Annotated in this window: 19 protein-coding genes and 1 pseudogene; 7 read left to right on the forward strand and 13 right to left on the reverse strand. The window is 70.2% G+C overall.

Annotated elements, in window-relative coordinates; genetic code table 11:
* Window positions 1-19: 19 nt before the first annotated feature.
* The 6 genes and pseudogenes from sucB to purB form a co-directional block, all read right to left on the reverse strand.
* Complete coding sequence (gene sucB, locus D3A60_RS07620) at window positions 20-1,243, reverse strand: dihydrolipoyllysine-residue succinyltransferase (RefSeq protein ID WP_119718102.1); 1,224 nt, start codon at window positions 1,241-1,243, stop codon at window positions 20-22.
* A gap of 77 nt (window positions 1,244-1,320) precedes the next feature.
* Window positions 1,321-4,152 (reverse strand): 2-oxoglutarate dehydrogenase E1 component, encoded by a 2,832-nt coding sequence (locus tag D3A60_RS07625; RefSeq protein ID WP_119718103.1) that lies wholly within the window; start codon window positions 4,150-4,152, stop codon window positions 1,321-1,323.
* Between the two features lie 155 nt (window positions 4,153-4,307).
* Window positions 4,308-5,213, reverse strand: a complete 906-nt coding sequence (locus D3A60_RS07630) for a GNAT family N-acetyltransferase (RefSeq protein WP_119718104.1) — start codon at window positions 5,211-5,213, stop codon at window positions 4,308-4,310.
* Window positions 5,213-6,478 (reverse strand): annotated as a pseudogene (locus D3A60_RS07635) (ribosomal protein uL16 3-hydroxylase); the annotation flags it as partial. The gene D3A60_RS07630 and the pseudogene D3A60_RS07635, both read right to left, overlap by 1 nt.
* Window positions 6,475-6,873: a VOC family protein gene (locus tag D3A60_RS07640; protein WP_119718106.1), complete on the reverse strand. Its 399-nt coding sequence runs from the start codon at window positions 6,871-6,873 to the stop codon at window positions 6,475-6,477. The gene D3A60_RS07640 and the pseudogene D3A60_RS07635, both read right to left, overlap by 4 nt.
* Window positions 6,874-6,909: 36 nt before the next feature.
* Window positions 6,910-8,286 carry an adenylosuccinate lyase gene (gene purB / locus D3A60_RS07645; RefSeq protein ID WP_119718107.1) on the reverse strand — a complete coding sequence of 459 codons (1,377 nt, stop codon included), beginning with the start codon at window positions 8,284-8,286 and terminating at the stop codon, window positions 6,910-6,912.
* Between the two features lie 192 nt (window positions 8,287-8,478).
* On the opposite strand from purB, the gene D3A60_RS07650 reads away from it, so the two are divergent.
* Window positions 8,479-9,861: a class II fumarate hydratase gene (locus D3A60_RS07650; protein WP_231120498.1), complete on the forward strand. Its 1,383-nt coding sequence runs from the start codon at window positions 8,479-8,481 to the stop codon at window positions 9,859-9,861.
* Window positions 9,862-9,893: 32 nt separating this feature from the next.
* Here the strand turns inward: D3A60_RS07650 and D3A60_RS07655 are convergent, their stop codons facing one another.
* From D3A60_RS07655 to D3A60_RS07675, 5 genes are all read right to left on the reverse strand, one after another.
* Entirely contained in the window at window positions 9,894-10,565 is a 672-nt protein-coding gene (locus D3A60_RS07655) for a YggN family protein (RefSeq protein WP_119718109.1), read from the reverse strand.
* 198 nt (window positions 10,566-10,763) lie between these two features.
* Window positions 10,764-11,825: a hypothetical protein gene (locus D3A60_RS07660; protein WP_231120438.1), complete on the reverse strand. Its 1,062-nt coding sequence runs from the start codon at window positions 11,823-11,825 to the stop codon at window positions 10,764-10,766.
* The gene (locus D3A60_RS07665) at window positions 11,822-12,691 is read right to left on the reverse strand and encodes an ABC transporter ATP-binding protein (protein WP_407062777.1); all 870 of its coding nucleotides are present in this window, start codon (window positions 12,689-12,691) and stop codon (window positions 11,822-11,824) included. The genes D3A60_RS07660 and D3A60_RS07665 overlap by 4 nt, the downstream gene beginning before the upstream one ends.
* A 14-nt stretch (window positions 12,692-12,705) precedes the next feature.
* Window positions 12,706-13,080, reverse strand: coding sequence for a GntR family transcriptional regulator (locus tag D3A60_RS07670; RefSeq protein WP_119718111.1), 375 nt, complete (start codon window positions 13,078-13,080; stop codon window positions 12,706-12,708).
* A 4-nt stretch (window positions 13,081-13,084) separates the two neighbouring features.
* Window positions 13,085-13,447, reverse strand: a complete 363-nt coding sequence (locus D3A60_RS07675; protein ID WP_119718112.1) for a hypothetical protein — start codon at window positions 13,445-13,447, stop codon at window positions 13,085-13,087.
* A gap of 134 nt (window positions 13,448-13,581) precedes the next feature.
* Between D3A60_RS07675 and D3A60_RS07680 the strand changes: the two genes are divergently transcribed.
* From D3A60_RS07680 to D3A60_RS07705, 6 genes are all read left to right on the forward strand, one after another.
* Window positions 13,582-14,148 (forward strand): glutathione peroxidase, encoded by a 567-nt coding sequence (locus tag D3A60_RS07680; RefSeq protein WP_119718113.1) that lies wholly within the window; start codon window positions 13,582-13,584, stop codon window positions 14,146-14,148.
* Between the two features lie 128 nt (window positions 14,149-14,276).
* Window positions 14,277-15,212 (forward strand): FKBP-type peptidyl-prolyl cis-trans isomerase N-terminal domain-containing protein, encoded by a 936-nt coding sequence (locus D3A60_RS07685; RefSeq protein ID WP_119718114.1) that lies wholly within the window; start codon window positions 14,277-14,279, stop codon window positions 15,210-15,212.
* A 113-nt stretch (window positions 15,213-15,325) separates the two neighbouring features.
* A complete protein-coding gene (locus tag D3A60_RS07690; RefSeq protein ID WP_119718115.1) occupies window positions 15,326-16,117 on the forward strand; it encodes an FKBP-type peptidyl-prolyl cis-trans isomerase in 792 nt (263 codons plus the stop codon).
* 66 nt (window positions 16,118-16,183) lie between these two features.
* A complete protein-coding gene (locus D3A60_RS07695) occupies window positions 16,184-17,530 on the forward strand; it encodes a UDP-glucose dehydrogenase family protein (RefSeq protein ID WP_119718116.1) in 1,347 nt (448 codons plus the stop codon).
* A gap of 3 nt (window positions 17,531-17,533) precedes the next feature.
* Complete coding sequence (locus D3A60_RS07700) at window positions 17,534-17,767, forward strand: SlyX family protein (RefSeq protein ID WP_119718117.1); 234 nt, start codon at window positions 17,534-17,536, stop codon at window positions 17,765-17,767.
* A gap of 7 nt (window positions 17,768-17,774) precedes the next feature.
* A complete protein-coding gene (locus D3A60_RS07705; RefSeq protein WP_119718118.1) occupies window positions 17,775-18,464 on the forward strand; it encodes a DUF2058 domain-containing protein in 690 nt (229 codons plus the stop codon).
* 90 nt (window positions 18,465-18,554) lie between these two features.
* On the opposite strand, the gene metH is transcribed toward D3A60_RS07705, so the two are convergent.
* Both metH and D3A60_RS07715 read right to left on the reverse strand, forming a co-directional pair.
* Window positions 18,555-21,242 (reverse strand): methionine synthase, encoded by a 2,688-nt coding sequence (metH, locus tag D3A60_RS07710; protein ID WP_119718119.1) that lies wholly within the window; start codon window positions 21,240-21,242, stop codon window positions 18,555-18,557.
* Window positions 21,239-22,351: a homocysteine S-methyltransferase family protein gene (locus D3A60_RS07715; protein WP_407062763.1), complete on the reverse strand. Its 1,113-nt coding sequence runs from the start codon at window positions 22,349-22,351 to the stop codon at window positions 21,239-21,241. Before D3A60_RS07715 ends, metH begins: the two co-directional genes overlap by 4 nt.
* Window positions 22,352-22,356: the final 5 nt, after the last annotated feature.

Below are 22,356 nucleotides of genomic sequence, written 5' to 3' on the forward strand. Positions count from 1 at the left end.
TGGCGGGGCCAGGCGGGCATTACATGCCCAGCAGCATGCGGTGCGGGTTCTCGAGCTGGTTCTTGATGTCGACCAGAAACAGCACCGCGTCCTTGCCGTCGATGATGCGGTGGTCGTAGCTCAGCGCGATGTACATCATCGGCGCGGCGATCACCTGGCCGTTCTCGACGATCGCGCGCTCCTTGATCGCGTGCATGCCCAGGATCGCGGACTGCGGCGGGTTGACGATCGGCGTCGACATAAGCGACCCGAACGTACCGCCGTTGGTGATCGTGAACGTGCCGCCCTGCAGGTCCTCGAGGCCGAGCTTGCCGTCGCGGGCCTTTTTGGCGTACTCGCCGATTCCCTTCTCGATGTCGGCGAACGACATGCGCTCGACGTTGCGCAGCACCGGCGTGACCAGACCCTTGTCAGTCGACACCGCGATCGAGATGTCCGCGTAGCCGTGGTAGATCACGTCGTTGCCGTCGACCGAGGCGTTGACGATCGGGTGGCGCTGCAGCGCGTTGGCGGCGGCCTTGGCGAAGAAGCTCATGAAGCCGAGCTTGATGCCGTTGGCCTTCTCGAACGACTCGCCCAGCTCCTTGCGCATCGCCATGACCTTGCCGAGGTTGACCTCGTTGAACGAGGTCAGCATCGCGATAGAGTTCTTCGACTGCATCAGGCGCTCGGCGATGCGGGCGCGCATGCGGGTCATCGGCACGCGCTCTTCCGGGCGCGCGCCGCCGCCGACGCCGGCGGTCTTGCCGCTGGCGTAGTTGACGATGTCTTCCTTGGTCACCATGCCGCGGCGGCCGGTGCCTTCGACCTGCGCCGGGTCGACGCCGGCAGTGGTCGCGGCGAAGCGCGCGCCCGGCGGCAGCGTGCTGTCGCCCGTGGCCGACACCGGGGCCGGGGTGGTGCTGGCCGGTGCGGCCGCCTTGGCCTGCGCGGCCTCGGCCTTGGGCTGGACCTCTTGGGCGCCGGCGGCCGGAGCGGCAGGCGCGGGCGACGCCGCGGCAGCGGCGCCGGCCTCGACGATCGCGATCACCTGCTGGCTGTTGACCGTCGCGCCTTCGGCGAACTTGATCTCCTTGAGCACACCGTCGACCGGCGATGGCACCTCGAGCACGACCTTGTCGGTCTCGAGGTCGACCAGGTTCTCGTCGCGCTTGACCGCGTCGCCGGCCTTCTTGTGCCAGGTCGCGATGGTGGCGTCGGAAACCGATTCGGGCAGGACCGGGACTTTGATTTCGGTGCTCATGGAGGCGTCCTTGGAAAGCTTGAAGTCGTTGGTTGGCGCGGCGCGTCACGCGACGCCGCGCCGGTGGGGCCGGTGAACTACTCGGCGCAGCTTTCGCCGCGCAGCGGATTGACGAGCGCGTCGGCGACGAGCTGGTTCTGCTCGACGACGTGGTCGGCGAAGTGGCCGACCGCCGGCGACGGCGAGCGCGAGCGCCCGGCGTAGTGCAGCGTCTGCTTGGGCGCGAGGCACGCGGTCAGGTGGTGGCGGATCTGGTACCACGCGCCCTGGTTCATCGGCTCTTCCTGGCACCAGACCACGTCGGTCGCCGTGCCGAAGCGCTTGAGCTCCGCGGCCAGCGCCGCGCGCGGGAACGGGTACAGCTGCTCGATGCGCACCAGCGCCACGTCGTCGCGGCCGAGCTTCTGCTGCTCCTCGAGCAGGTCGTAATAGACCTTTCCGCCGCAGACGACGACGCGCTTGACCTTCTTCGCATTGGCCGTCGCGTCCGGGATCAGCTCCTGAAACTTGCCGGCTGCCAGCTCGTCGAGCGTCGACACCGCCAGCTTGTGGCGCAGCAGCGACTTGGGCGTCATCACCACCAGCGGCTTGCGCGTGGTCATGCGCATCTGCCGGCGGATCATGTGGTACGCCTGCGCCGGGGTGGTCGGCGTGCAGACGATCATGTTCTCGAGCGCGCACATCTGCAGGAAGCGTTCAAGGCGCGCGGAGCTGTGCTCCGGGCCTTGGCCTTCGTAACCGTGCGGCAGGAACAGCGCCAGCCCGCACAGGCGGCCCCACTTGGCCTCGCCGGACGACAGGAACTGGTCGATCACGACCTGCGCGCCGTTGGCGAAGTCGCCGAACTGCGCTTCCCAGATGTCCAGCGTCATAGGGTCGGCGGTGGCATACCCGTACTCGAACGCCATCACCGCTTCCTCGCTGAGCAGCGAGTCGATGATCGTGACGTCGACCGGGTTCTTGACCAGCTGGCGCAGCGGCAGGACGTACTCGTCGTTGGTCTGCTCGTGCAGGATCGCGTGGCGGTGGAAGAACGTGCCGCGGCCGCAGTCCTGGCCGACCAGGCGCAGCTTGTAGCCTTCGGTCAGCAGCGTGGCGTAGGCGAGGTTCTCGGCGAAACCCCAGTCGCCGCCGAGCTCGCCGGCGGCCATCTTGCGACGGTCCTCGTAGATCTTCGCCACGCGCGGGTGCAGCTTGATCGTGTCGGCGATGGTGTTGATCTGCAGCGCGAGCTGGTCGAGCTGCTGGCGCGCGAACGTCGTGTCGACCGCGTCGGACAGCTTGCCGCCGAGGTACTTGCTCCAGTCGATGGTGAATTCGTCGGGCGTGACCGAGACCAGCTCGGTGGTGACCGCGCCCTGGTCCATCTTGTCGCGGTAGCCGTCGACCAGCGCCTTGACGTCGTCGGCGCTCAGCGTGCCCTCGGCGACGAGGCGGTCGGCGTAGAGCTCGCGCGGCGTCTTGTGCTTGCGGATGACCTGGTACATGACCGGCTGCGTCGCGGCCGGCTCGTCGGCCTCGTTGTGGCCGTGGCGGCGGTAGCAGACCAGGTCGATGACGACGTCGCGGCCGAAGCGGTTGCGGAAGTCCAGCGCCAGTTCGGCGCAGAACACCACGGCCTCGGGGTCGTCGCCGTTCACGTGCAGGATCGGCGCGCCGACCATCTTCGCCACGTCGGTGCAGTACAGCGTCGAGCGGGCGTCCTGCACGGCGCTGGTGGTGAAGCCGACCTGGTTGTTGATGACGATGTGGACCGTGCCGCCGACCGCGAAGCCGCGGGCCTGCGACATCTGGAACAGCTCCATCACCACGCCCTGGCCTGCAAACGCGGCGTCGCCGTGGATCAGCACCGGCAGCACCTGCGCGCGGCCGTTCTCGCCGCGGCGGGTCTGGCGCGAGCGCACGCTGCCGGCGACCACCGGGTCGACGATCTCCAGGTGCGACGGGTTGAACGCCAGCGCCAGGTGGACCGGACCGCCGGGGGTCGCGATGTCGGCGCTGAAGCCCATGTGGTACTTGACGTCGCCCTGGTGGGCGAGGTCGCTGTGGACGTGCTCGAACTTGCCCTCGAACTCGTCGAACAGGTGGCGCGGCGGCTTGCCGAGCGTGTTGACGAGGACGTTGAGGCGGCCGCGGTGGGCCATGCCGATGACCACGTCCTTGGCGCCGTTGCTGCCGGCGCGGCGGATCGTCGTGTCGAGCAGCGGGATCAGCGCGTCGCCGCCTTCCAGCGAGAAGCGCTTCTGGCCGACGTACTTGGTGCCGAGGTAGCGCTCGAGGCCGTCGGCCGCGACGAGGCGCTCGAGGATGCGCTTCTTGTCCTCGGCGCTGCGGCCGAACGTGCCGCCCGCGGTTTCCAGGCGCTCGTACATCCAGCGACGCTGTTCGGCGTCGGTGATGTGCATGAACTCGGCGCCGATCGGCCCGGTGTAGGTGGCCTTGAGCAGGGCGAGCAGGTCGCCGAGCTTCATCCGCTCCTTGCCTGCCACGCCGCCGGTGCTGAACTCCGCCGACAGGTCGCTCTCGGACAGGCGATGGAAGGCCAGCCCGAGGTCCGGCGCTTCAGGCTTGACCAGCAGCTTCAGCGGGTCGATGTCGGCGGCCAGGTGGCCGCGCGAGCGGTACGCGGTGATCAGGCGGCCGACCGCGCGCTCGCGCTCGTCGCCGGCGCCACTGGCCACGCTGACGTGCCCGCGCGCGGCGGCCTGGCCGGCGGCCGCGATCGCGTCGATCACGGCCGAGTGCGGCACGTCGCCGGCCTCGCGGCCCTTGAACCCGTCGAAGTACGCCTTCCATTTCGGCCCGACGCTGTCGGGGGCGACCAGGTACTGCTCGTACAGGTCCTCGATGTAGGCCGCGTTGGCGCCGAGCTGCGAGGACTGGGAGAACTGCTTGAGGAGGCTGTCCACGATGGTGATCGGGATACTCAGGGGGAAGGGCGGGGAGCGCCCGAATCGACGCGATTCGCGCTATTCAGGCGGTCAAGAGTCGAAATTATAGCCCCAGCGTCCCGGTGAACGGGTGCGCGGAACCATCAAACCTTGGTCGGACGGCGAAGCGGGCCTCAGATGCCGAGGGCGCGGAACTCGGTGACCGGGCGTGCGCGCTCCCAGAACGGCTCGAACTCGTAGCGCAGCTGGCGTGCGCGCGCGCCGCCGTCGATGCGCGTGTCGCCGTCGAACCGGTGGCCCAGCGGGCGGTAGTACCAGCCGTCGCGATCGTTCACGGCGAACGCCGCTGGGTACTCGCGGTCGCCGGGCTCCTCGACCGCGCGGAATGCGAACGCGCTCGGCAGCCGCTGCGACAGGCCGATCAGCGGTGCGACCGCGCGCTGGGCCGCCGCCGGGTCGTGCAGCAGCACGTGGACCTCGCCGCGGTGGGTGGCGAAGCGGCGGAACGCGGCGACCACCTCGGGCACGTCGAGCACGCCGGGGTCGAGGCTGCGCGAGTAGACGAACACCGACCGGCCGGCGCTGGCGATCACGCCGAGCATCGCCGCGCGCGCGCCCTCGCGCGTATCGACCGGGTTGGCCGCGTCGAGCCGGCGACGCATGGTCAGGTGCTCGATCCCGGCCTCGACGAAGCGCGCGCCTTCGGGCAGGAAGCCGTTCCGCGCGTAGAACTCGATCGCACTGGCCTGCGCGTGCAGCGACAGCTCGTGCCAGCCCAGCCGCCGCGCTTCCTCGATCAGCGCCGCGAGCAGCGCGTCGCCGACGCCGCGCCCGCGCCAGTCGGCGAGCACCGCCATGCGGCCGATCCGCCGCGACGGCGTCAGCCGCCCGGTGCCGATCGGCCGGCCGTCGGCGTCGCGGGCGAGCACGTGGCGGCACTCGGGATCGAGCGCGTCGAGTTCGATCTCGGCCGGCACGCCCTGTTCGCGGATGAACACCGCCTCGCGGACGAGGCGCAGCTCGGGCAGCGCGGTCGCGTAGTCGACCGGCTCCACGCTGATGCCGGTGGGCGGGCTCATTCCTCTTCGTCTCCGTCGCGCTGCAGGCTGTAGTGGCCGGCGCCGAGCAGGCCGATCACGCAGTCGCGCCCGGCCTCGCCGAGCGAGGCGTACAGCGCGCCGTCGATCGCGCCGGCGTTGGCGATCCGCGAGGCGTCTTTCGCCGGCAGCGCGTGCTCGGCGCCGCTGACGTACAGGCGTGCCTCGCGGCCGGCGCGGCGCCACGCCATGCGCGAGTACGGGTGGCGGTGCAGCGTCGCGCCGTGCTCGAGGTCCCACTCGACCTCGATCCGCGAGCGCGGCTCGCCGCCGGCGGCGACTTCCCCGGCGGCACGGTAGACGGTGATGAAGCGCCCGAACCAGTCGCCGAGGCGGTCCGGATCGTTCATGCGCAGCATGTTCAGGGCCTCGACGACGCGCGTCATGGCCGCCGCGTCGATCTCGGCCGGGTCCTGTGCCGGGGCCAGGTCCGGGTCGCGGAACCGCAGCGACTCGTCGGCCTCGCTGGCGAGCGTGTCGACGAAGTCGCCGAGCAGCTCCGCAGCCGACGGCGCGCGCATGCCGATCGAGAACGTCAGGCACGCGTCTTCGGCGACGCCGTGGTGCGGCACACCGGGCGGCAGGTACAGCATGTCGCCGGGGCCGAGCACCCACTCGTGGGTCGGGGTGAAATCCCGCAGCAGCTTGAGCTCCACGTCGTTGCGGAACGCCAGCGGCGGCGCGTCGCCGGCGTCGACCTGCCAGCGGCGGTGGCCCTGGCCCTGCAGCAGGAACACGTCGTACTGGTCGACGTGCGCGCCAACCGAACCGCCGGGCGCAGCGAACGACACCATGACGTCATCGATGCGCCAGCGCGGCAGGAAGGCAAATGCCGGCAGCAGCGCGGCGACGTCGGCGTCCCACTTGTCGACGTCCTGCACGAGCAGGGTCCAGTCCTGCGTCGGCAGGCCCGGGAACTCGGCCTCGTCGAACGGGCCGTGCCGCACGCTCCACGCGTCGCGCGCGCGGTCGTGCTGGATCAGCCGCGCCAGCACGCCGTCCTCGCAGGCCAGCCCGGCGAGGTCCTCGGGCTGCAGCGGCGCCTCGAAGCCGGGAAAGGCGTTGCGGATCAGCAGCGGGCGCTTCTGCCAGTAGTCGCGCAGGAACGCCGCCGGCGCCATGCCGAGCGGGGGCAGGGCGCGCGCGTCGATCTCGATCGGCAGCGGCCGGGCGGTGGGCGCGGCCGCGCGGGCCGGAGACGTGCGGGCCTTCGGGCGGCGTGCGGGGGTCTTGCGGGTCGGGGTCATGCGGAGATCTCGTCGTAGCCGCGTCCGAGGAACTGCAGCAGGCACCAGCCGTGGCCGAACGGGTCGGCGAGCTGGACGATGCGGCCCCAGGCCGCGGTGCGGATGGCGCCTTCGGCGACGGCGCCCGCGGCCGTGGCGCGGGCCAGCGCGGCGTCGAGGTCGTCGACGACAACGTCGACGTGCAGCGGGGTCCAGTGGCGGTCGTAGGTGCGGGGCGAAGCGGCCGCGCCGACGCTCGCGGCGGGCTGGGCGAGCAGGTACAGCGGCGAGGAGCCGCCGACCAGCTCGACGGCGGCGTCACCGAAGCGGCGGGCCGCGCTGAAGCCGAAGGCCCGCGTGTAGAACGCTTCGGCGGCGGCGAGGTCGGGCACGTCGAGGTTGATCAGCAGGTCCATCGTCGCTCCGTCCCTCCGCGCGCTCGCGTCGCGGGCTCAGATCTCGCGCGCCAGCCGCTCGGCCAGGCCTTTGTAACCGCCCGGAGTCATGGCCAGCAGCCGGCCCTTGGCGTCGGCCGGCAGGTCGAGGCCGGCGATGAACTCGCGCATCGACGCTTCGGTGATGCCCTGGCCGCGGGTCAGCGCCTTGAGCTGCTCGTACGGGTTCGGCAGGCCATGGCGGCGCATGACCGTCTGGACCGCCTCGGCCAGCACCTCCCACGACGCGTCGAGGTCGGCGGCCAGCCGCTCCGGGTTCGCGCTGAGCTTGCCGAGCCCGCGCTGCAGCGCGTCGAAGCCGATCAGCGCGTGGCCGAACGCCGTGCCGAGCGCGCGCAGCACGGTCGAATCGGTCAGGTCGCGCTGCCAGCGGCTGACCGGCAGCTTCGCGGCGAAGTGCTCGAACAGCGCGTTGGCGATGCCGAAGTTGCCCTCGGCGTTCTCGAAATCGATCGGGTTGACCTTGTGCGGCATCGTCGAGCTGCCGACTTCGCCGGCCTTGACCGCCTGCTTGAAGTAGCCGAGCGAGATGTAGCCCCAGACATCGCGGCACAGGTCGATGCAGATCGTGTCGATGCGCTTGGACACGTCGCACAGTTCGGCGATGCCGTCGTGCGGCTCGATCTGGGTCGTGTACGGCTGCCAGTCCAGACCGAGCGACTCGACGAACCGGCGAGAGAACGCGGTCCAGTCGATGTCCGGGTACGCGGCGACGTGCGCGTTGTAGTTGCCGACCGCGCCGTTGATCTTGCCCGGCATCGGCAGCCCGGCGAGCACCTCGCCCTGCCGCTGTAGCCGCGCGACGACGTTGGCGATTTCCTTGCCGACGGTGGTCGGCGACGCCGTCTGGCCGTGGGTGCGCGACAGCATCGGCAGCGCGGCGTGCTCGTGCGCCATCGCGCGCAGGGCCTGGATCAGCGCGTCGAGCCGCGGCAGCAGCACCGTGAGCCGGGCTTCGTTGAGCATCAGCGCGTAGCTGAGGTTGTTGATGTCCTCGGACGTGCAGGCGAAGTGCACGAACTCCAGCGCGGGTCCGAGCTCGTCATCGTCCTTGAGCCGCTCCTTGATCAGGTACTCGACCGCCTTGACGTCGTGGTTGGTGGTGCGCTCGATCTCCTTGACCCGCGCCGCATCGGCGACGGACAGCCCGTCGGCCAGCGCGCGCAGCCGCGCGGTGGCGGCGTCGGAGAACGGCGCCAGCTCGGCGATGCCCGGCTCGGCGGCCAGCGCCAGCAGCCACTCGACCTCGACCTTGACGCGCGCCTTGATCAGGCCGAACTCCGAAAAGATCGGACGCAGCGGATCGACCTTGCCGGCGTAGCGGCCATCGAGCGGTGACAGGGCGAGCAGTTGGGAATCGACGGAGGCGGGCATGGGGGCGGGAACGGCGTGCGGGCCGGCAATTCTACCCGCTCGCCCGCGCGCGCCGGGCCGCGGCGTGCACCGGTGCCGTGCATTGCCGGGCGTATGCTCGCCGCAGCGCAGCCGCTGCGCGCCGCCAGCGAGGACCTCGTGCCCAATACCGCCGACCCCAAGAGCGCCGACTTCCGCACCGAGCACGACAGCATGGGCGACCTGCAGGTGCCGGCCGACGCGCTGTGGGGCGCGCAGACCCAGCGCGCCGTGCAGAACTTCCCGATTTCCGGCCGGCCGATGCCGCGCGGCTTCCTGCGCGCGCTCGGGCTGGTCAAGGCCGCCGCGGCCGAGGTCAACGGCGCGCTCGGGCTGCTGCCCAAGGCCACCGCCGCCGCGATCCGCGCGGCCGCGCTCGAAGTCGCCGACGGCCGGCACGATGCGCACTTCCCGGTCGATGTGTTCCAGACCGGCTCGGGCACGTCGAGCAACATGAACGCAAACGAGGTGATCGCAACGCTCGCCTCGCGCGGCACGGTTCGCGGCAAGCCGCGCGCCATACACCCGAACGACCACGTCAACCTCGGCCAGAGCTCCAACGACGTGATCCCGACCGCGATCCGGGTCGGGGCGCAGCTGGCGGCGACCGAACGGCTGCTACCCGCGCTGAAACACCTGCGCCGAACGATCGAGCGGCGCGCGCGCTCGTTCGGCACCGTCACCAAGACCGGCCGCACGCACCTGATGGACGCGATGCCGATGACGTTCGCGCAGGAGTTCGGCGCGTGGGCGGCGCAGCTCGAGTCGGCCCAGGCGCGGGTCGAGGACAGCCTCAAGCGGCTGCGGCGCCTGCCGATCGGCGGCACCGCCATCGGCACCGGCATCAACGCCGACCCGCGCTTCGGCAAGGCGGTGTGCAAGTCGCTCAGCGCGCTGGCGGGCACGCGCTTCGAGGCGGCGTCGAACCGGTTCGAGGGCCTCGCCGCGCAGGACGACGCGGTCGAACTGTCAGGCCAGCTCAACGCGCTGGCGGTGGCGCTGATGAAGATCGCCAACGACCTGCGCTGGATGAATTCCGGCCCGCTCGCCGGGCTCGGCGAGATCGAGCTGCCGGCGCTGCAGCCGGGCAGTTCGATCATGCCGGGCAAGGTCAACCCGGTGGTGCCCGAGGCGGTGGCGATGGTGTGCGCGCAGGTGATCGGCCACCACGCGGCGATCACCGTCGCCGGGCAGAGCGGCAACTTCCAGCTCAACGTGATGCTGCCGCTGATCGCGCTGGACCTGCTCGAGCAGATCGAGCTGCTGGCGGCGGCGATGCGGGTGCTGGCCGATTCGGCGATCGCCGGTCTGAAGCTGCGCGAGGACCGGGTCCGCGAGGCGCTCGACCGCAACCCGATCCTGGTGACTGCGCTGAACCCGATCATCGGCTACGAGAAGGCCGCCGCGATCGCCAAGCGCGCCTACCGCGAACAGCGGCCGGTACTGGACGTGGCCGCCGAGGACAGCGGCCTGTCGCTGAAACAGCTGCGGGCCCTGCTGGACCCGGTGGCGCTGACCCGCGGCGGCATCCGCGAGGGCAGCGGCGGGGGCGGCTGAGGCCGCCCCCGGATAACGTCATCGCGAACGGCTCAGCCGTTCTTCGCCGGGGGCTCCGGCGGCAGCGGCGGCTCGGGCGGCAGCGGCGGCGCCGGGGCCTCGGCCGTGTCCTTGCGGCACTCGTCGATGTCGCTCTCGTCCATCGTGGCGTACGGGGCGAACTGCGGGATCGCCGCCGCGGCGGCGCGCTGGGCCTGCAGCATGCCCGGCATGCGGTCGCACAGCTTCAGCGCCGCGACGCGGATGCCGTCGGCTTCGGCCTCGATGCGCTTTTCGACGTCGCCCGGGTCGTTGCCCGACAGCACGGCGCCCAGCGATTCCTTCATCGCCTTGGTCGCCAGGTCCGCGCCCTGGATGCCGATCTCGGCCCCGGCGCTGGCGATCCCGGAAATCTCGGTGCGGTAGGCAAGCATCAGTGCGCGCTGGGCGTCGTCGAGCGTGACCTGCTTGCCGTCGATCCACAGGTCGCCCTGCGGGGTGATCTCGGCCTTGGGGACGCCGCCGCGGGCGTCGAGGGTGATGTTCTCGGTCGCCATCTTGTCGCGGACCTTAGCGGCCACCTTGCCGGCGACCTTGCCGAGGACGGAGACGTCGGCGCTGGCGTCGGCTTCCGGTGCGGCCGGGGCGGGCGGCTCGCGGTTGCAGCCGACCGCGAGGACGGCCGTCAGCAGCGCGAGGGCGAGGGGGGCGGTGCGGAGGGTCATGCGCATGGTCGTTCTCGCAGGAGGTTCGTTGGGACAGGCGGCGGAGTGGGCGGGTCCGATCAGGCTTCGAGGGGTCCGGATTCGAGGGGTCCGGATGGCTTGCCTGGCGGAACCTGACCGCGTTCGGGTCGTCGGGCCCGGCCATTCATGGCCGGGCGTTCGACATGCCGCGCGGCAGTGCCGCGCAAGCGGCTTGCCTCACCCCTCGTCGCGCCACCGGCGCAGGCGGATCGCACCGACGATCATCGCGACGCCGGCCACCGCACCGATCCACATCTCGGGGCGCAGGAACGCCGCGTAGGTGTTCGGGATCGACAGCATCTGGCGGACGTTCTCGATGCCGTCGGACGCCACCACCAGCTCGTCGCCGCGGTACAGCAGGTCGCTGCCGGGGACGGTGCTGAGCAGGCCGCGGGCGACGACGTGCTTCCAGAACCAGCCCGCATCGAGGTTGAAGAAGTGCATCAGGTCGAACCAGGTGACGAAGATGCCGGCGAACAGCGGGATCATCAGCGCCCACAGGAACGGCTTGCTGCGGGCCCACGAGGAGCACAGCATCAACCAGCCGACGGTCGGCAGGGCCCACACCGCGTACACCGGGATCGACGCCAGCAGCTGCGCACCGATCTGCAGCGGGCTCGCCGGACCCCAGATCAGGGTGTACGGGTTGCCGCCGTGGATCAGCACGACGACGCTGATCAGCGCGAGAAAGCCGATCATCGTGATCACGCCCGCCACCGTGGCCATCACCGGCGCCATCAGCGTGGCGCTGGCGACCTTGGACAGCACGGTCTCGGTGTCGGACACCGGCAGCGACTTCCAGAACAGCACGCTGCGGTCCTTGCGCTCGTCGTAGAGGCTGCCCAGGCAGTAGAAGAACACGACGAACGCCAGCACGATCAGCGGCCAGGTCGAGGCCATGAACAGGCTGACGTCCAGCGCCTGACCGACCTCGATCAGGTCGTTCGCGCTGAGCTTCTCGGTCAGCATGCCCAGGTCGAGCCCGTTGACCTTGAAGCTGCCGCCATCGACGTTGATCTGCGCGTCGTTGGGGATGCGGCGCGCGGCGATCTCGCCGACGACGATGCCCATCAGCGACAGCAGCAGGAAGATGCCGCCGGCGACCAGCGGGGCCCAGAAGAACCCGCCCTTGTGCTCCCAGAACTCGCGCCGCAGCAGCAGCCGCAGCTTGTGGGTCGGATGCGGCGCGCCGACGGGCGCGCGGGTATCGGCGATGGCCGATCCAAACGTAGCGTTCATGCGTAGGTCCCCTTCATCGTGGCGACGAACAGGTCGGCCAGGCCGGGCGTGCGGGTTTCCCCGAGCGCGGCGAGCTGGTCGCCCGGAACGCCGTCGAACAGCATCACGGTCTTGCCGAACGGCAGCTGGCGTTCGTCGATCGGCTTCAGCGCGCGGGCGGCGTCGGCACGGTCGACGCTGACCAGCACCTCGGTGTAGCGGTCGCCGAGCGACTCCATGTCGGTGTCCAGCACCATATTGCCGTCGCGGATGAACATCACGTCGGTCAGGATGTGCTCGATCTCCTCGACCTGGTGGGTCGTGACGACGATCGTCTTCTGCTCGTCGAAGTAGTCCTCCAGCAGGCGCTGGTAGAACTGCTTGCGGTACAGGATGTCGAGGCCGAGCGTGGGCTCGTCGAGCACCAGCAGCTTGGCGTCGATCGCCATCACCAGCGCCAGGTGCAGCTGCACGATCATGCCCTTGGACATTTCACGCACCCGCATGCCCGGCTTGAGCTGGGTGTTAGCGATGAAGCGCTCGCAGCGGGCGCGGTCGAAGCGCGGGTGGACGCCGGCAACGAAGTCGATCGCCTCGCGGACCCGGATCCAGCGCGGCAGCACCGCCACGTCGGCGATGAAGCACACGTCGCGCATCAGCTCGTCGCGCTGGGTGCGCGGGTCGAGGCCGAGGACCTTGAGCTCGCCCTCGAACGGGATCAGGCCGAGCATCGCCTTCAGCGCGGTGGTCTTGCCGGCGCCGTTCGGCCCGATCAGGCCGATGATCCGGCCGGCGGGAATCTCGAACGCGGTGTCGTCCAGCGCGACCTTGTTCTTGTACGCCTTGCGCAGGTGGCGGGCGGACACCACCGGGGCGGTGGCGACCATGTCGTGGGCGGCGTTCATTGCGCACCCCCGACGGCCGGCGCCGGCGCCATCAGCTCCTGCATCGACAGGCCCAGGCGCTGGATGCGCTCGAGCACGACCGGCCATTCCTCGCGCAGGAAGCGTTCGCGTTCGTTGACCAGCAGCTTCCGTGCGGCTTCTTCGGTGACGTACATGCCAAGCCCCCTGCGTTTCTCGACAAGAGCCTCGTCCGCCAGTTCCTGGTAGGCGCGCGAGACGGTGATGGGATTGAGCTGGTACTCGGCCGCGACCTGGCGGACCGAGGGAAGCGCGTCGCCGGGCTTGAGCAGCCCGTCGAGCATCATCGCGATGACGCGCTCCTTCAGCTGACGGTAGATGGGAGCGCCATCGCTCCATTGGATAGCGGTCATGGGATCAACCCCGCGGTGCGAAAGAGAAATAAGGCATGACGAGCGCCTGGCGGTGGTGGCGTTTGGCCTTGCGGGCCTTGCGCCGGGGCTCCGGATCCATGGAGGAGGTGGCGGCCTCGCCGCCGCGGATCGCCGAGGCGATGGCGGCGGTGGTGGCCAGTTCGGCGGTCAGCGCGGCCGCCTGGGCGAGCGCGTCGACGCGGTCGGAGGACAGCACGACCGCCGTGGCGGCCGGCTGGGCGGCATGCGCCGCCAGCCCGGCCTCTGGCGCCGGGAAGGCGATGGGCTGGGCCAGCACCAAGCCGACGGCCAGCAGGGCCGCGGACGCGATCAGCGCGGTGAACGTGTTTTCGAGCTTGCGGATCATGGTGGGGGCCTGCTCGGTTGGTTGACCGGTGTTGTAGGCAACTATAACACCAAATTGGCCCCGGTCAAGCATCGCCAACCCAACTGAAGTCATACTCGGCGCAGGACCCGTCCCAGCCTTTCCCGGAGTGCCCGATGCGCCGTTCCACCGTGTTTTCCGCCGCCCTGGCGGCCCTGTTCATCGCCGGCGCCGCCGTCGCCGCGACCGGCCTGCTCGACCACAGCTTCCGCCCGCTGGCCGGCAAGCAGACCGTCAACCTGCGCCAGTCCTACGGCGGCGACGTGCTGCTGGTGGTCAACACCGCCAGCAAGTGCGGCTTCACCCCGCAGTTCGAGGCGCTCGAAGGCCTGCACGCGAAGTACAAGCCCAAGGGCTTTGCCGTGCTGGGCTTCCCGTCGGGCGATTTCCGCGAGCAGGAATTCACCGACGAGAAGGAGATTGCCGAGTTCTGCACGCTGACCTACGGCGTGAAGTTCCCGATGTTCCAGAAGGTGCACGTCATCGGCGAGCAAGCCACGCCGCTGTACAAGCAGTTGGCCGCAGCCTCCGGCCAAGCACCGAAGTGGAACTTCCACAAGTACCTGATCGGTCGCGACGGCAAGCTGGTGGCGACCTGGGGCAGCCGCACCAAGCCCGACGACGCCGAGATCGTCGCGGCGATCGAGAAGGCGCTCAAGGCGCCGCGCCCGGCCCGGCGCTGAACCCTGTCGTCGTGCACGTTGCCGGCGGCGCGTCGCGTCGCCGACAATGTCGCGCCGTTGCTTCGGCCGCGGATCTACCCGCGAACACGTCCGGCGTCGCCGGGCCTCCACCACGGAGCAGTTTCCCGATGAATTCCCTCGTGCGCGGCGCCGCCGCGCTCCTCACCTCGGCCGCCGCGCTGATCAGCGCGCCCGCCATCGCCCAGGACAAGACCGTGCTGACCACCGACCGCGAAAAGGCCTCCTACATGGTCGGCATGGATGTCGGCGCGTCGATCGCCCCGGTCGGTCCGGACCTCGACATCGCATCGTTCGAGCGCGCGGTGCGCAATGCGTTCGACGGCGGCAAGCCGCTGCTCGATGAGGCCCAGAGCAAGGCCACCGCGCAGGCGCTGATGGCGCGCATCCAGCAGCGCGCCGGGCAGGGCGCCGCCGGCGCCGCGCCCGAAGTGGCCAAGGACAAGGTCGGCCTGCTGGTCGGCACCGACGTCGGCCGCTCGCTCGCGCCGATCAAGGGCGAGCTCGAGCTGCCGGTGCTGGTGCAGGCGATCCGCACCGTGGTCGCGCAGGGCAAGCCGCTGCTGACCGAGGCCGAGCTCGGCCCGATCCGCGAGGCGTTCTCGAAGAAGGTCCAGGCGCAGATGGAAGCCAAGGCCTCGGCCGCCGGCGAAGCCAACCGCGTCGCGGGCGCCGAGTTCCTGGCCAAGAACAAGACGGTCAAGGGCGTGTTCACGACGCCGTCGGGCCTGCAGTACATGGTGCTGCGCCAGGGCGCGGGCCTGCGGCCGAAGGCCACCGACCGCGTGCGCGTGAACTACCACGGCACGCTGCCGGACGGCACGGTGTTCGACAGCTCGGTCGACCGCGGCCAGCCGATCGACTTCGCGCTAAACCAGGTGATCGCCGGCTGGACCGAGGGCGTCTCGATGATGCCGGTCGGCGCCAAGTACCGGTTCTGGATCCCCGGCGACCTCGCCTATGGCGCGCGCGGCACCCCCGGCGGTCCGATCGGCCCGAACCAGATGCTGATCTTCGACGTCGAACTGCTCGACATCGTCCAGTAAGTGCGCCGCGCCCGGCCCGGCCGTAGCGAAACCGTTCAGCCGGTGGCGACCACAGTCACCGGCCCGGGCCGCCCCCGCCGCCCGCCCTGTCCCTATCCGGAGTCCGAATCTTGATGAAGCCCACCCTGCGACAGGCCGCCGCTGCGGCCACCGTGGCCTCGCTGGCCCTGCTGGCCGCCTGCAACAAGCCCGCCACCGATGCGTCCGACGCCGCCAAGACCGACGCCGCACCGGGCGCCGCCGCGGCCGACGGCACGCTGAAGATCCCGGGCCTGGAGACCGAGAAGCAGCAGGTCAGCTACGTCATCGGCATGCAGCTGGCGAAGAACTTCGAGCCGATCAAGGACGAGATCGACGTCGACCTCGTCGCCAAGGCGATCAAGTCGCAGCTCGCCGGCGAGAAGCCGCTGCTCGACGAGAAGCAGGCCCAGCAGATCAACGAGGCGTTCGGCCAGAAGGTGCAGGCCAAGCAGATCGCCAAGATGATGGCCGACGCCAAGAAGAACATGGAGGAGGGGGCCAAGTTCCTCGCCGACAACTCGAAGAAGCCGGGCGTGCAGACCACGCCGTCGGGCCTGCAGTATCAGGTCGTCACCGAGGGCACCGGGCCGAAGCCGAAGGCCAGCGACGTCGTGCGCGTCCACTACAAGGGCACGCTGCTCGACGGCAAGACCTTCGACAGCTCGTACGAGCGCGGCCAGCCGGCGACGTTCCCGCTGAACGCCGTGGTGCCGGGCTGGCAGGAGGGCATCGCGCTGATGCCGGTCGGCAGCAAGTTCAAGCTGTGGATCCCGGGCAACCTGGGCTATGGCGACAAGGTTCCGCCGGGCGCGCCGATCGGCCCGAACGCCACGCTGGTGTTCGACGTCGAGCTGCTCGAGATCGTCAAGGCGCCGGCCCAGTAAGCCGACCGCGCACCACGACCGGCGCGCGCGGCGCGCCGGTCCACTGACACAAGCCAGAGTCCGCCCATGCGCGTCACCATTTTTGGCACCGGCTACGTCGGCCTGGTCACGGGCACCTGCCTGGCGGACGTCGGCCACGACGTGGTCTGCGTCGATATCGATGCAGCCAAGGTCGACGGCCTCAACCGCGGCGTGATCCCGATCTACGAGCCGGGCCTGGAGCCGATGGTCAAGGCCAACCACGGCGCCGGTCGACTGCACTTCACCACCGACGCGGCCGCCGCGATCGCGCACGGCGACGTGATCTTCATCGCGGTCGGTACCCCGCCGGACGAGGACGGCAGCGCCGACCTGCAGTACGTGCTGGCGGTGGCGAATACGATTGGCCAGCACCTCGAGCGCACGGCCGTCGTCGTCAACAAGTCGACCGTCCCGGTGGGTACCGCCGACAAGGTGCGCGCGACGGTCGCCGCGGCGCTCGCCGCACGCGGCGCGCAGGTCGCGTTCGACGTGGCGTCGAATCCCGAGTTCCTGAAGGAGGGCGACGCGGTCAACGACTGCATGCGCCCGGACCGCATCGTCATCGGCTCCGACAGCGCCGCGGCGGTCGAGAAGCTCAAGCGGCTGTACGCCCCGTTCAACCGCAACCACGAGCGAATCGTGGTGATGGACGTGCGTTCGGCCGAGCTGACCAAGTACGCGGCGAACGCGATGCTGGCGACCAAGATCAGCTTCATGAACGAGATCGCGAACATCGCCGAGCAGGTCGGCGCCGACATCGAGATGGTCCGCCAGGGCATCGGTTCGGACCCGCGCATCGGCTGGCACTTCATCTACCCGGGCGCCGGCTACGGCGGCTCGTGCTTCCCGAAGGACGTGCAGGCGCTGGAACGCACCGCGCGCCAGCACGGCTACCGGGCCGAACTGCTCGGCGCGGTCGAGGCCGTCAACGACCGGCAGAAGTCGCACCTGTTCGAGCTGATGGTGCGCCACTACGGCGGGATCGACGCGCTGCGCGGCAAGACCGTCGCGGTGTGGGGCCTGGCCTTCAAGCCCAACACCGACGACATGCGCGAGGCCTCGAGCCGGCGACTGCTGGCGCAGCTGTGGGACGCGGGCGCGACCGTGCGCGCCTACGACCCGGAAGCTCGCGCCGAGGCCGAGCGCATCTTCGGCGAGCGCGACGACCTGGTGCTGTGCGATTCGGCCTACCAGGCGCTGGTCGATGCCGACGCGCTGGTCGTCGTCACCGAGTGGAAGCAGTTCCGCAGCCCGGACTTCGCCCGGCTGAAGCTGGCGCTGGCCGATGGCGCGGTGTTCGACGGGCGCAACCTCTACCACCCGGACGAAGTCGAGGCCGCCGGTCTGGCGTACTACGGCATCGGCCGTGGCCGCTCGATCGCGAAGGACTGAGCGATGTCCGGCACCGACCTCGAAGCCCGCCTCATCGAGCTGGAAATGCGCTTGGCGTTCCAGGAGCAGACGCTGCAGGAGCTCAGCGATGCGCTCGCCGCTGCCCGCAACGAAGAAGCCGGCAACGCGCTGCTGCTGCACCGTGCACTGGAAGACCTCCGGCAGCTGCGCCTGACGATGGCCGCCGGCCCCGTGTCCGCGGATCCGTCGCAGGAACCGCCACCCCCGCATTATTGATGGCCCCATGACCAACAGCCTCCGCGACCAACTCCTCTGCCTGGGCTTCGCGCCCCCGGCCAAGCCCGAGCGTCCCGCTCCATCGAAGCCGGGCAACGCACCGCGGCCCGAACGGCGCGACGGCCGACCGGGCGGCAACGCGGCGCGTCCGGGCCAGGGACCGCGCCAGAAGCCGCACGCGGGCAAGCCCGGTGCCGCGCCGTCCACCGGCCGGCCGGCGCAGGGTCGACCGGGCAATCGCCCGGCCCACGGCGGCAAGCCGCGTTCGCAGGAGGACATCGACCTCGCCAAGGCCTACGCGATCCGCGCCCAGCGCGAAAAGGACGAGCGCATTGCGGCCGAGGCGGCCCGCCAGGAAGAAGCGCGCCTGCGCCGCGAGGCCCGCGCCAAGCTGGCCGAAGCAGTGAAGGACAAGGGCCTCAACGTCGCCGATGCCGACATCGCGCGCCATTTCGAGTACGGCGGCAAGATCAAGCGGATCTACGTCACGGCGGACCAGCTCAAGGCCCTCAACGCGGGCGAACTAGGCGTGCTGCAGATGGACGGCCGCTACCTGCTGGTCGACGCGGCGATGCTCGCGCAGGCCGAGGCGATCTTCCCGCCGGCCGTGGCCCTGAAGGTCGATCCGAACGCGAGCGCCGAAGACGATCCGTACGCCGACCCGCAGTACCAGGTGCCGGACGACCTGGTCTGGTAGCAGGCGTCACGTGCGAGGGCGACAACGCAAGAAGGCCGGGCATGTCGCCCGGCCTTCGCGTTTGATGCGCCCGAGCATGCGCGCGTCGGGCTACTCCGGGTCGTAGTCCAGGTTCGACGCCAGCCAGCGTTCGGCCTGCGCCAGCGTCGCGCCCTTGCGCCGTGCGTAGTCCTCGACCTGCTCCTTCGACACGCGCCCGACCACGAAGTACTGGCTCTTCGGGTGGCTGAAGTAATAGCCGGACACCGCGGCCGCCGGGTACATCGCGAAGCTCTCGGTCAGGCGCACGCCGGCGTTGGATTCGGCATCGAGCAGGCGGAACAGCGTGGCCTTCTCGCTGTGCTCGGGGCAGGCCGGGTAGCCGGGCGCGGGGCGGATGCCCTGGTACTGCTCGTCGATCAGCGCGGTGTTCGGCAGCGCCTCGGCCTCGGCATAGCCCCAGAACTCGCGGCGCACGCGCTCGTGCAGGCGCTCGGCCAGCGCCTCGGCGAATCGGTCGGCCAGGGCCTTGAGCATGATCGCGTTGTAGTCGTCGTGATCGGCCTCGAAGCGCGCGACGTGCGGCTCGATGCCGATGCCGGCGGTCACGGCGAAGCCGCCGATCCAGTCGGCGCGGCCGCTGTCGTGCGGGGCGACGAAGTCGGCCAGGCAGAAGTCCGGCCGATCGATCGGCTTGTCGGCCTGCTGGCGCAGGAAGTGCAGGGTGGTCGCCTGTCCGTCGACGTCCACCACGACGTCGTCGCCGCGCGCCTGGGCCGGCCACACGCCGAACACGGCCTTCGCGGTGAGCCACTTCTCGTCAACGATCTGCCGGAGCATCGCGCGCGCGTCGCGGTAGAGCTCGGTCGCCTGCGTGCCGACAACCTCGTCGGTGAGGATCGCCGGATACCGACCCGCGAGTTCCCACGTGTTGAAGAACGGCGTCCAGTCGATGTAGTCGACCAGCTCGGCCAGCGGGTAGTCGTCGAACACGTGCAGGCCGGGCTGCTTCGGCGCCGGCGGCGCGTAGTCGGCCCACCCTCCGTCGAACCGCTGCGCCCGCGCCTTGGCCAGCGGGACCAGCCGCTTGCCGTCGCCGCGGTGCTTGTGGCGTTCGCGGATGTCGGCGTAGTCGGCGTCGTTGGCGGCCACGAACGGCGTACGCAGGTCGGCGCTGATCAGCGACTGGGCCACGCCGACGGCGCGCGAGGCGTCCTTCACCCACACGGTCGGCGACTTGTAGTGCGGGTCGATCTTCAGCGCGGTGTGCGCCCGGGACGTCGTCGCGCCGCCGATCAGCAGCGGCATCGTGAAGCCCTGGCGCTGCATCTCGCGCGCGACGTGGGTCATCTCTTCCAGCGACGGGGTGATCAGCCCCGACAGGCCGATCAGGTCCGCGTTCTCCTCGCGCGCGCGGTCGAGGATGGTCTGCGCGGGCACCATGACGCCGAGGTCGACCACGTCGAAGTTGTTGCACGCCAGCACCACGCCGACAATGTTCTTGCCGATGTCGTGGACGTCGCCCTTGACCGTCGCCATCACGATCTTGCCGTTCGACTTGCCGACGTCGCCGGTGCGCAGCTTTTCGGCCTCGATGTACGGCAGCAGGTAGGCCACGGCCTTCTTCATCACGCGCGCGGATTTCACGACCTGCGGCAGGAACATCTTGCCGGCGCCGAACAGGTCGCCGACGACGTTCATGCCGTCCATCAGCGGGCCTTCGATCACGTCGAGCGGGCGCGTGGACTCGGCGCGCGCGGCCTCGGTGTCGAGCTCGATGTACTGGTCGATGCCGTGCACCAGCGAGTGGCTCAGGCGGTCGCGCACGGGCTTGTCGCGCCAGGCGAGGTCCTCGACGCGCTTCTCGCCCTTCTTGCCCTTGTAGCGGTCGGCGATTTCGAGCAGGCGCTCGGTGGCGTCGCTGCGGCGGTTGAGGACGACGTCCTCGACGCGCTCGCGCAGGTCGGCGTCGAGGTCGTCGTACAGCGGCAGCGCGCCGGCGTTGACGATGCCCATGTCCATGCCGGCGCGGATCGCGTGGTACAGGAACACCACGTGGATCGCCTGGCGGACGGGCTCGTTGCCGCGGAACGAGAACGAGACGTTCGACACGCCGCCGGACACGTGGCTGTAGGGGAAGCGGCGCTTCAGCTCGCGCGTGGCCTCGATGAAGTCGACCGCGTAGTTGTCGTGCTCTTCGATGCCGGTGGCGATCGCGAACACGTTCGGGTCGAAGATGATGTCCTCGGGTGGAAAGCCGACCTGCCGGGTCAGCAGCTCGTACGCGCGCGAGCAGATCTCGATCTTGCGCTGCGCGGTGTCGGCCTGGCCAACCTCATCGAACGCCATCACCACGACCGCGGCGCCGTAGCGCCGGACCAGCCGCGCCTGGCGCAGGAACTCGGCCTCTCCCTCCTTCATCGAGATCGAGTTGACGATGCCTTTGCCCTGCAGGCACTTCAGGCCGGCCTCGATCACGCTGAACTTCGAACTGTCGACCATCACCGGAATCCGCGCGATGTCCGGCTCGGCCGCGATCAGGTTGAGGTAGGTCACCATGGCGTGCTCGGAGTCGAGCATGCCTTCGTCCATGTTGACGTCGATCACCTGCGCGCCGCTCTCGACCTGCTGGCGGGCCACGACGACGGCCTCGTCGTAGCGGCCCTCGAGGATCAGCTTCTTGAACTGGGCGCTGCCGGTGACGTTGGTGCGCTCGCCGACGTTGACGAAGTTGGTGAGCGGGGTGATCTGCAGCGGCTCCAGGCCGCTGAGGCGGGTCTGCCGCGGAAGCACGGTCATGCTGCGGCCTCCAGCGCGGGCCGCTCGCGCGGCGGCAGCCCGGCCACCGCCGCGGCGATCGCCTCGATATGCGCCGGCGTCGTGCCGCAGCAGCCGCCGACGATGTTGAGCAGACCGCTCTCGGCAAACTCGCGCAGCATGCCGGCCATGTCCTCGGGCGTTTCGTCGTAGCCGCCGAACGCGTTCGGCAGGCCGGCGTTCGGGTGCGCGCTGACGTAGGCATCGGCGACCTGTGCGAGCACGTCCACGTGTGCGCGGAGTTCCTTCGCGCCGAGCGCGCAGTTCAGCCCGATCGTCAGCGGCTGGGCGTGGCGCAGCGAGTACCAGAAGGCCTCGGCGGTCTGGCCCGAGAGGGTGCGGCCGGAGGCATCGGTGATCGTCCCGGAGATCATCACCGGCAGGCGCGCGCCGCGGGCGTCGAACGCCTCCTCGATCGCGAACAGCGCGGCCTTGGCGTTGAGCGTGTCGAAGATCGTCTCGACCATCAGCGCGTCGCTGCCGCCGTCGATCAGCCCGTCGGCAGCCTCGCGGTACGCGATGCGCAGCTCGTCGAAACTGGTCGCGCGGTAGCCCGGGCGGTTGACGTCCGGGCTCAGGGAGGCGGTGCGGCTGGTCGGGCCGAGCACGCCGACGACGAAGCGCGGTCGCGACGGGTCCGCCGCTTCGGCCTCGTCGCAGGCCTCGCGGGCCAGCCGCGCGCCGGATTCGTTCAGCTCACGCGCGAGGTGCTCGAGGCCGTAGTCGGCCAGCGACACGGTCGTCGAATTGAACGTGTTGGTTTCGACCAGGTCGGCGCCGGCGGCGAGGTACTGCGCGTGGATCGACTTGATGATGTCCGGGCGCGTCAGCGTCAGCAGGTCGTTGTTGCCGCGCTGGTCGCGCGCGCAGCCGCAGCCGGCGCCGTGCGCGTGTCCGGCCGGCGCGTACAGCCGATCGAAGCCCTCGGCGAAGCGTTCGCCGCGGTAGTCGGCTTCCTGCAGCTCATGGCGCTGGATCATCGTGCCCATCGCGCCGTCGAGCACGAGGATGCGCGTGGCAAGGAGGTCCTGCAGGGCCTGCGCGCTGCGGGGCTTCAGCCAGGGGAGGGGGCGTGCGGCGTCGTGGGTCACGTGGT

It is taken from the genome of Cognatilysobacter tabacisoli (genome assembly GCF_003586305.1).
GTDB lineage: Bacteria > Pseudomonadota > Gammaproteobacteria > Xanthomonadales > Xanthomonadaceae > Cognatilysobacter_A > Cognatilysobacter_A tabacisoli.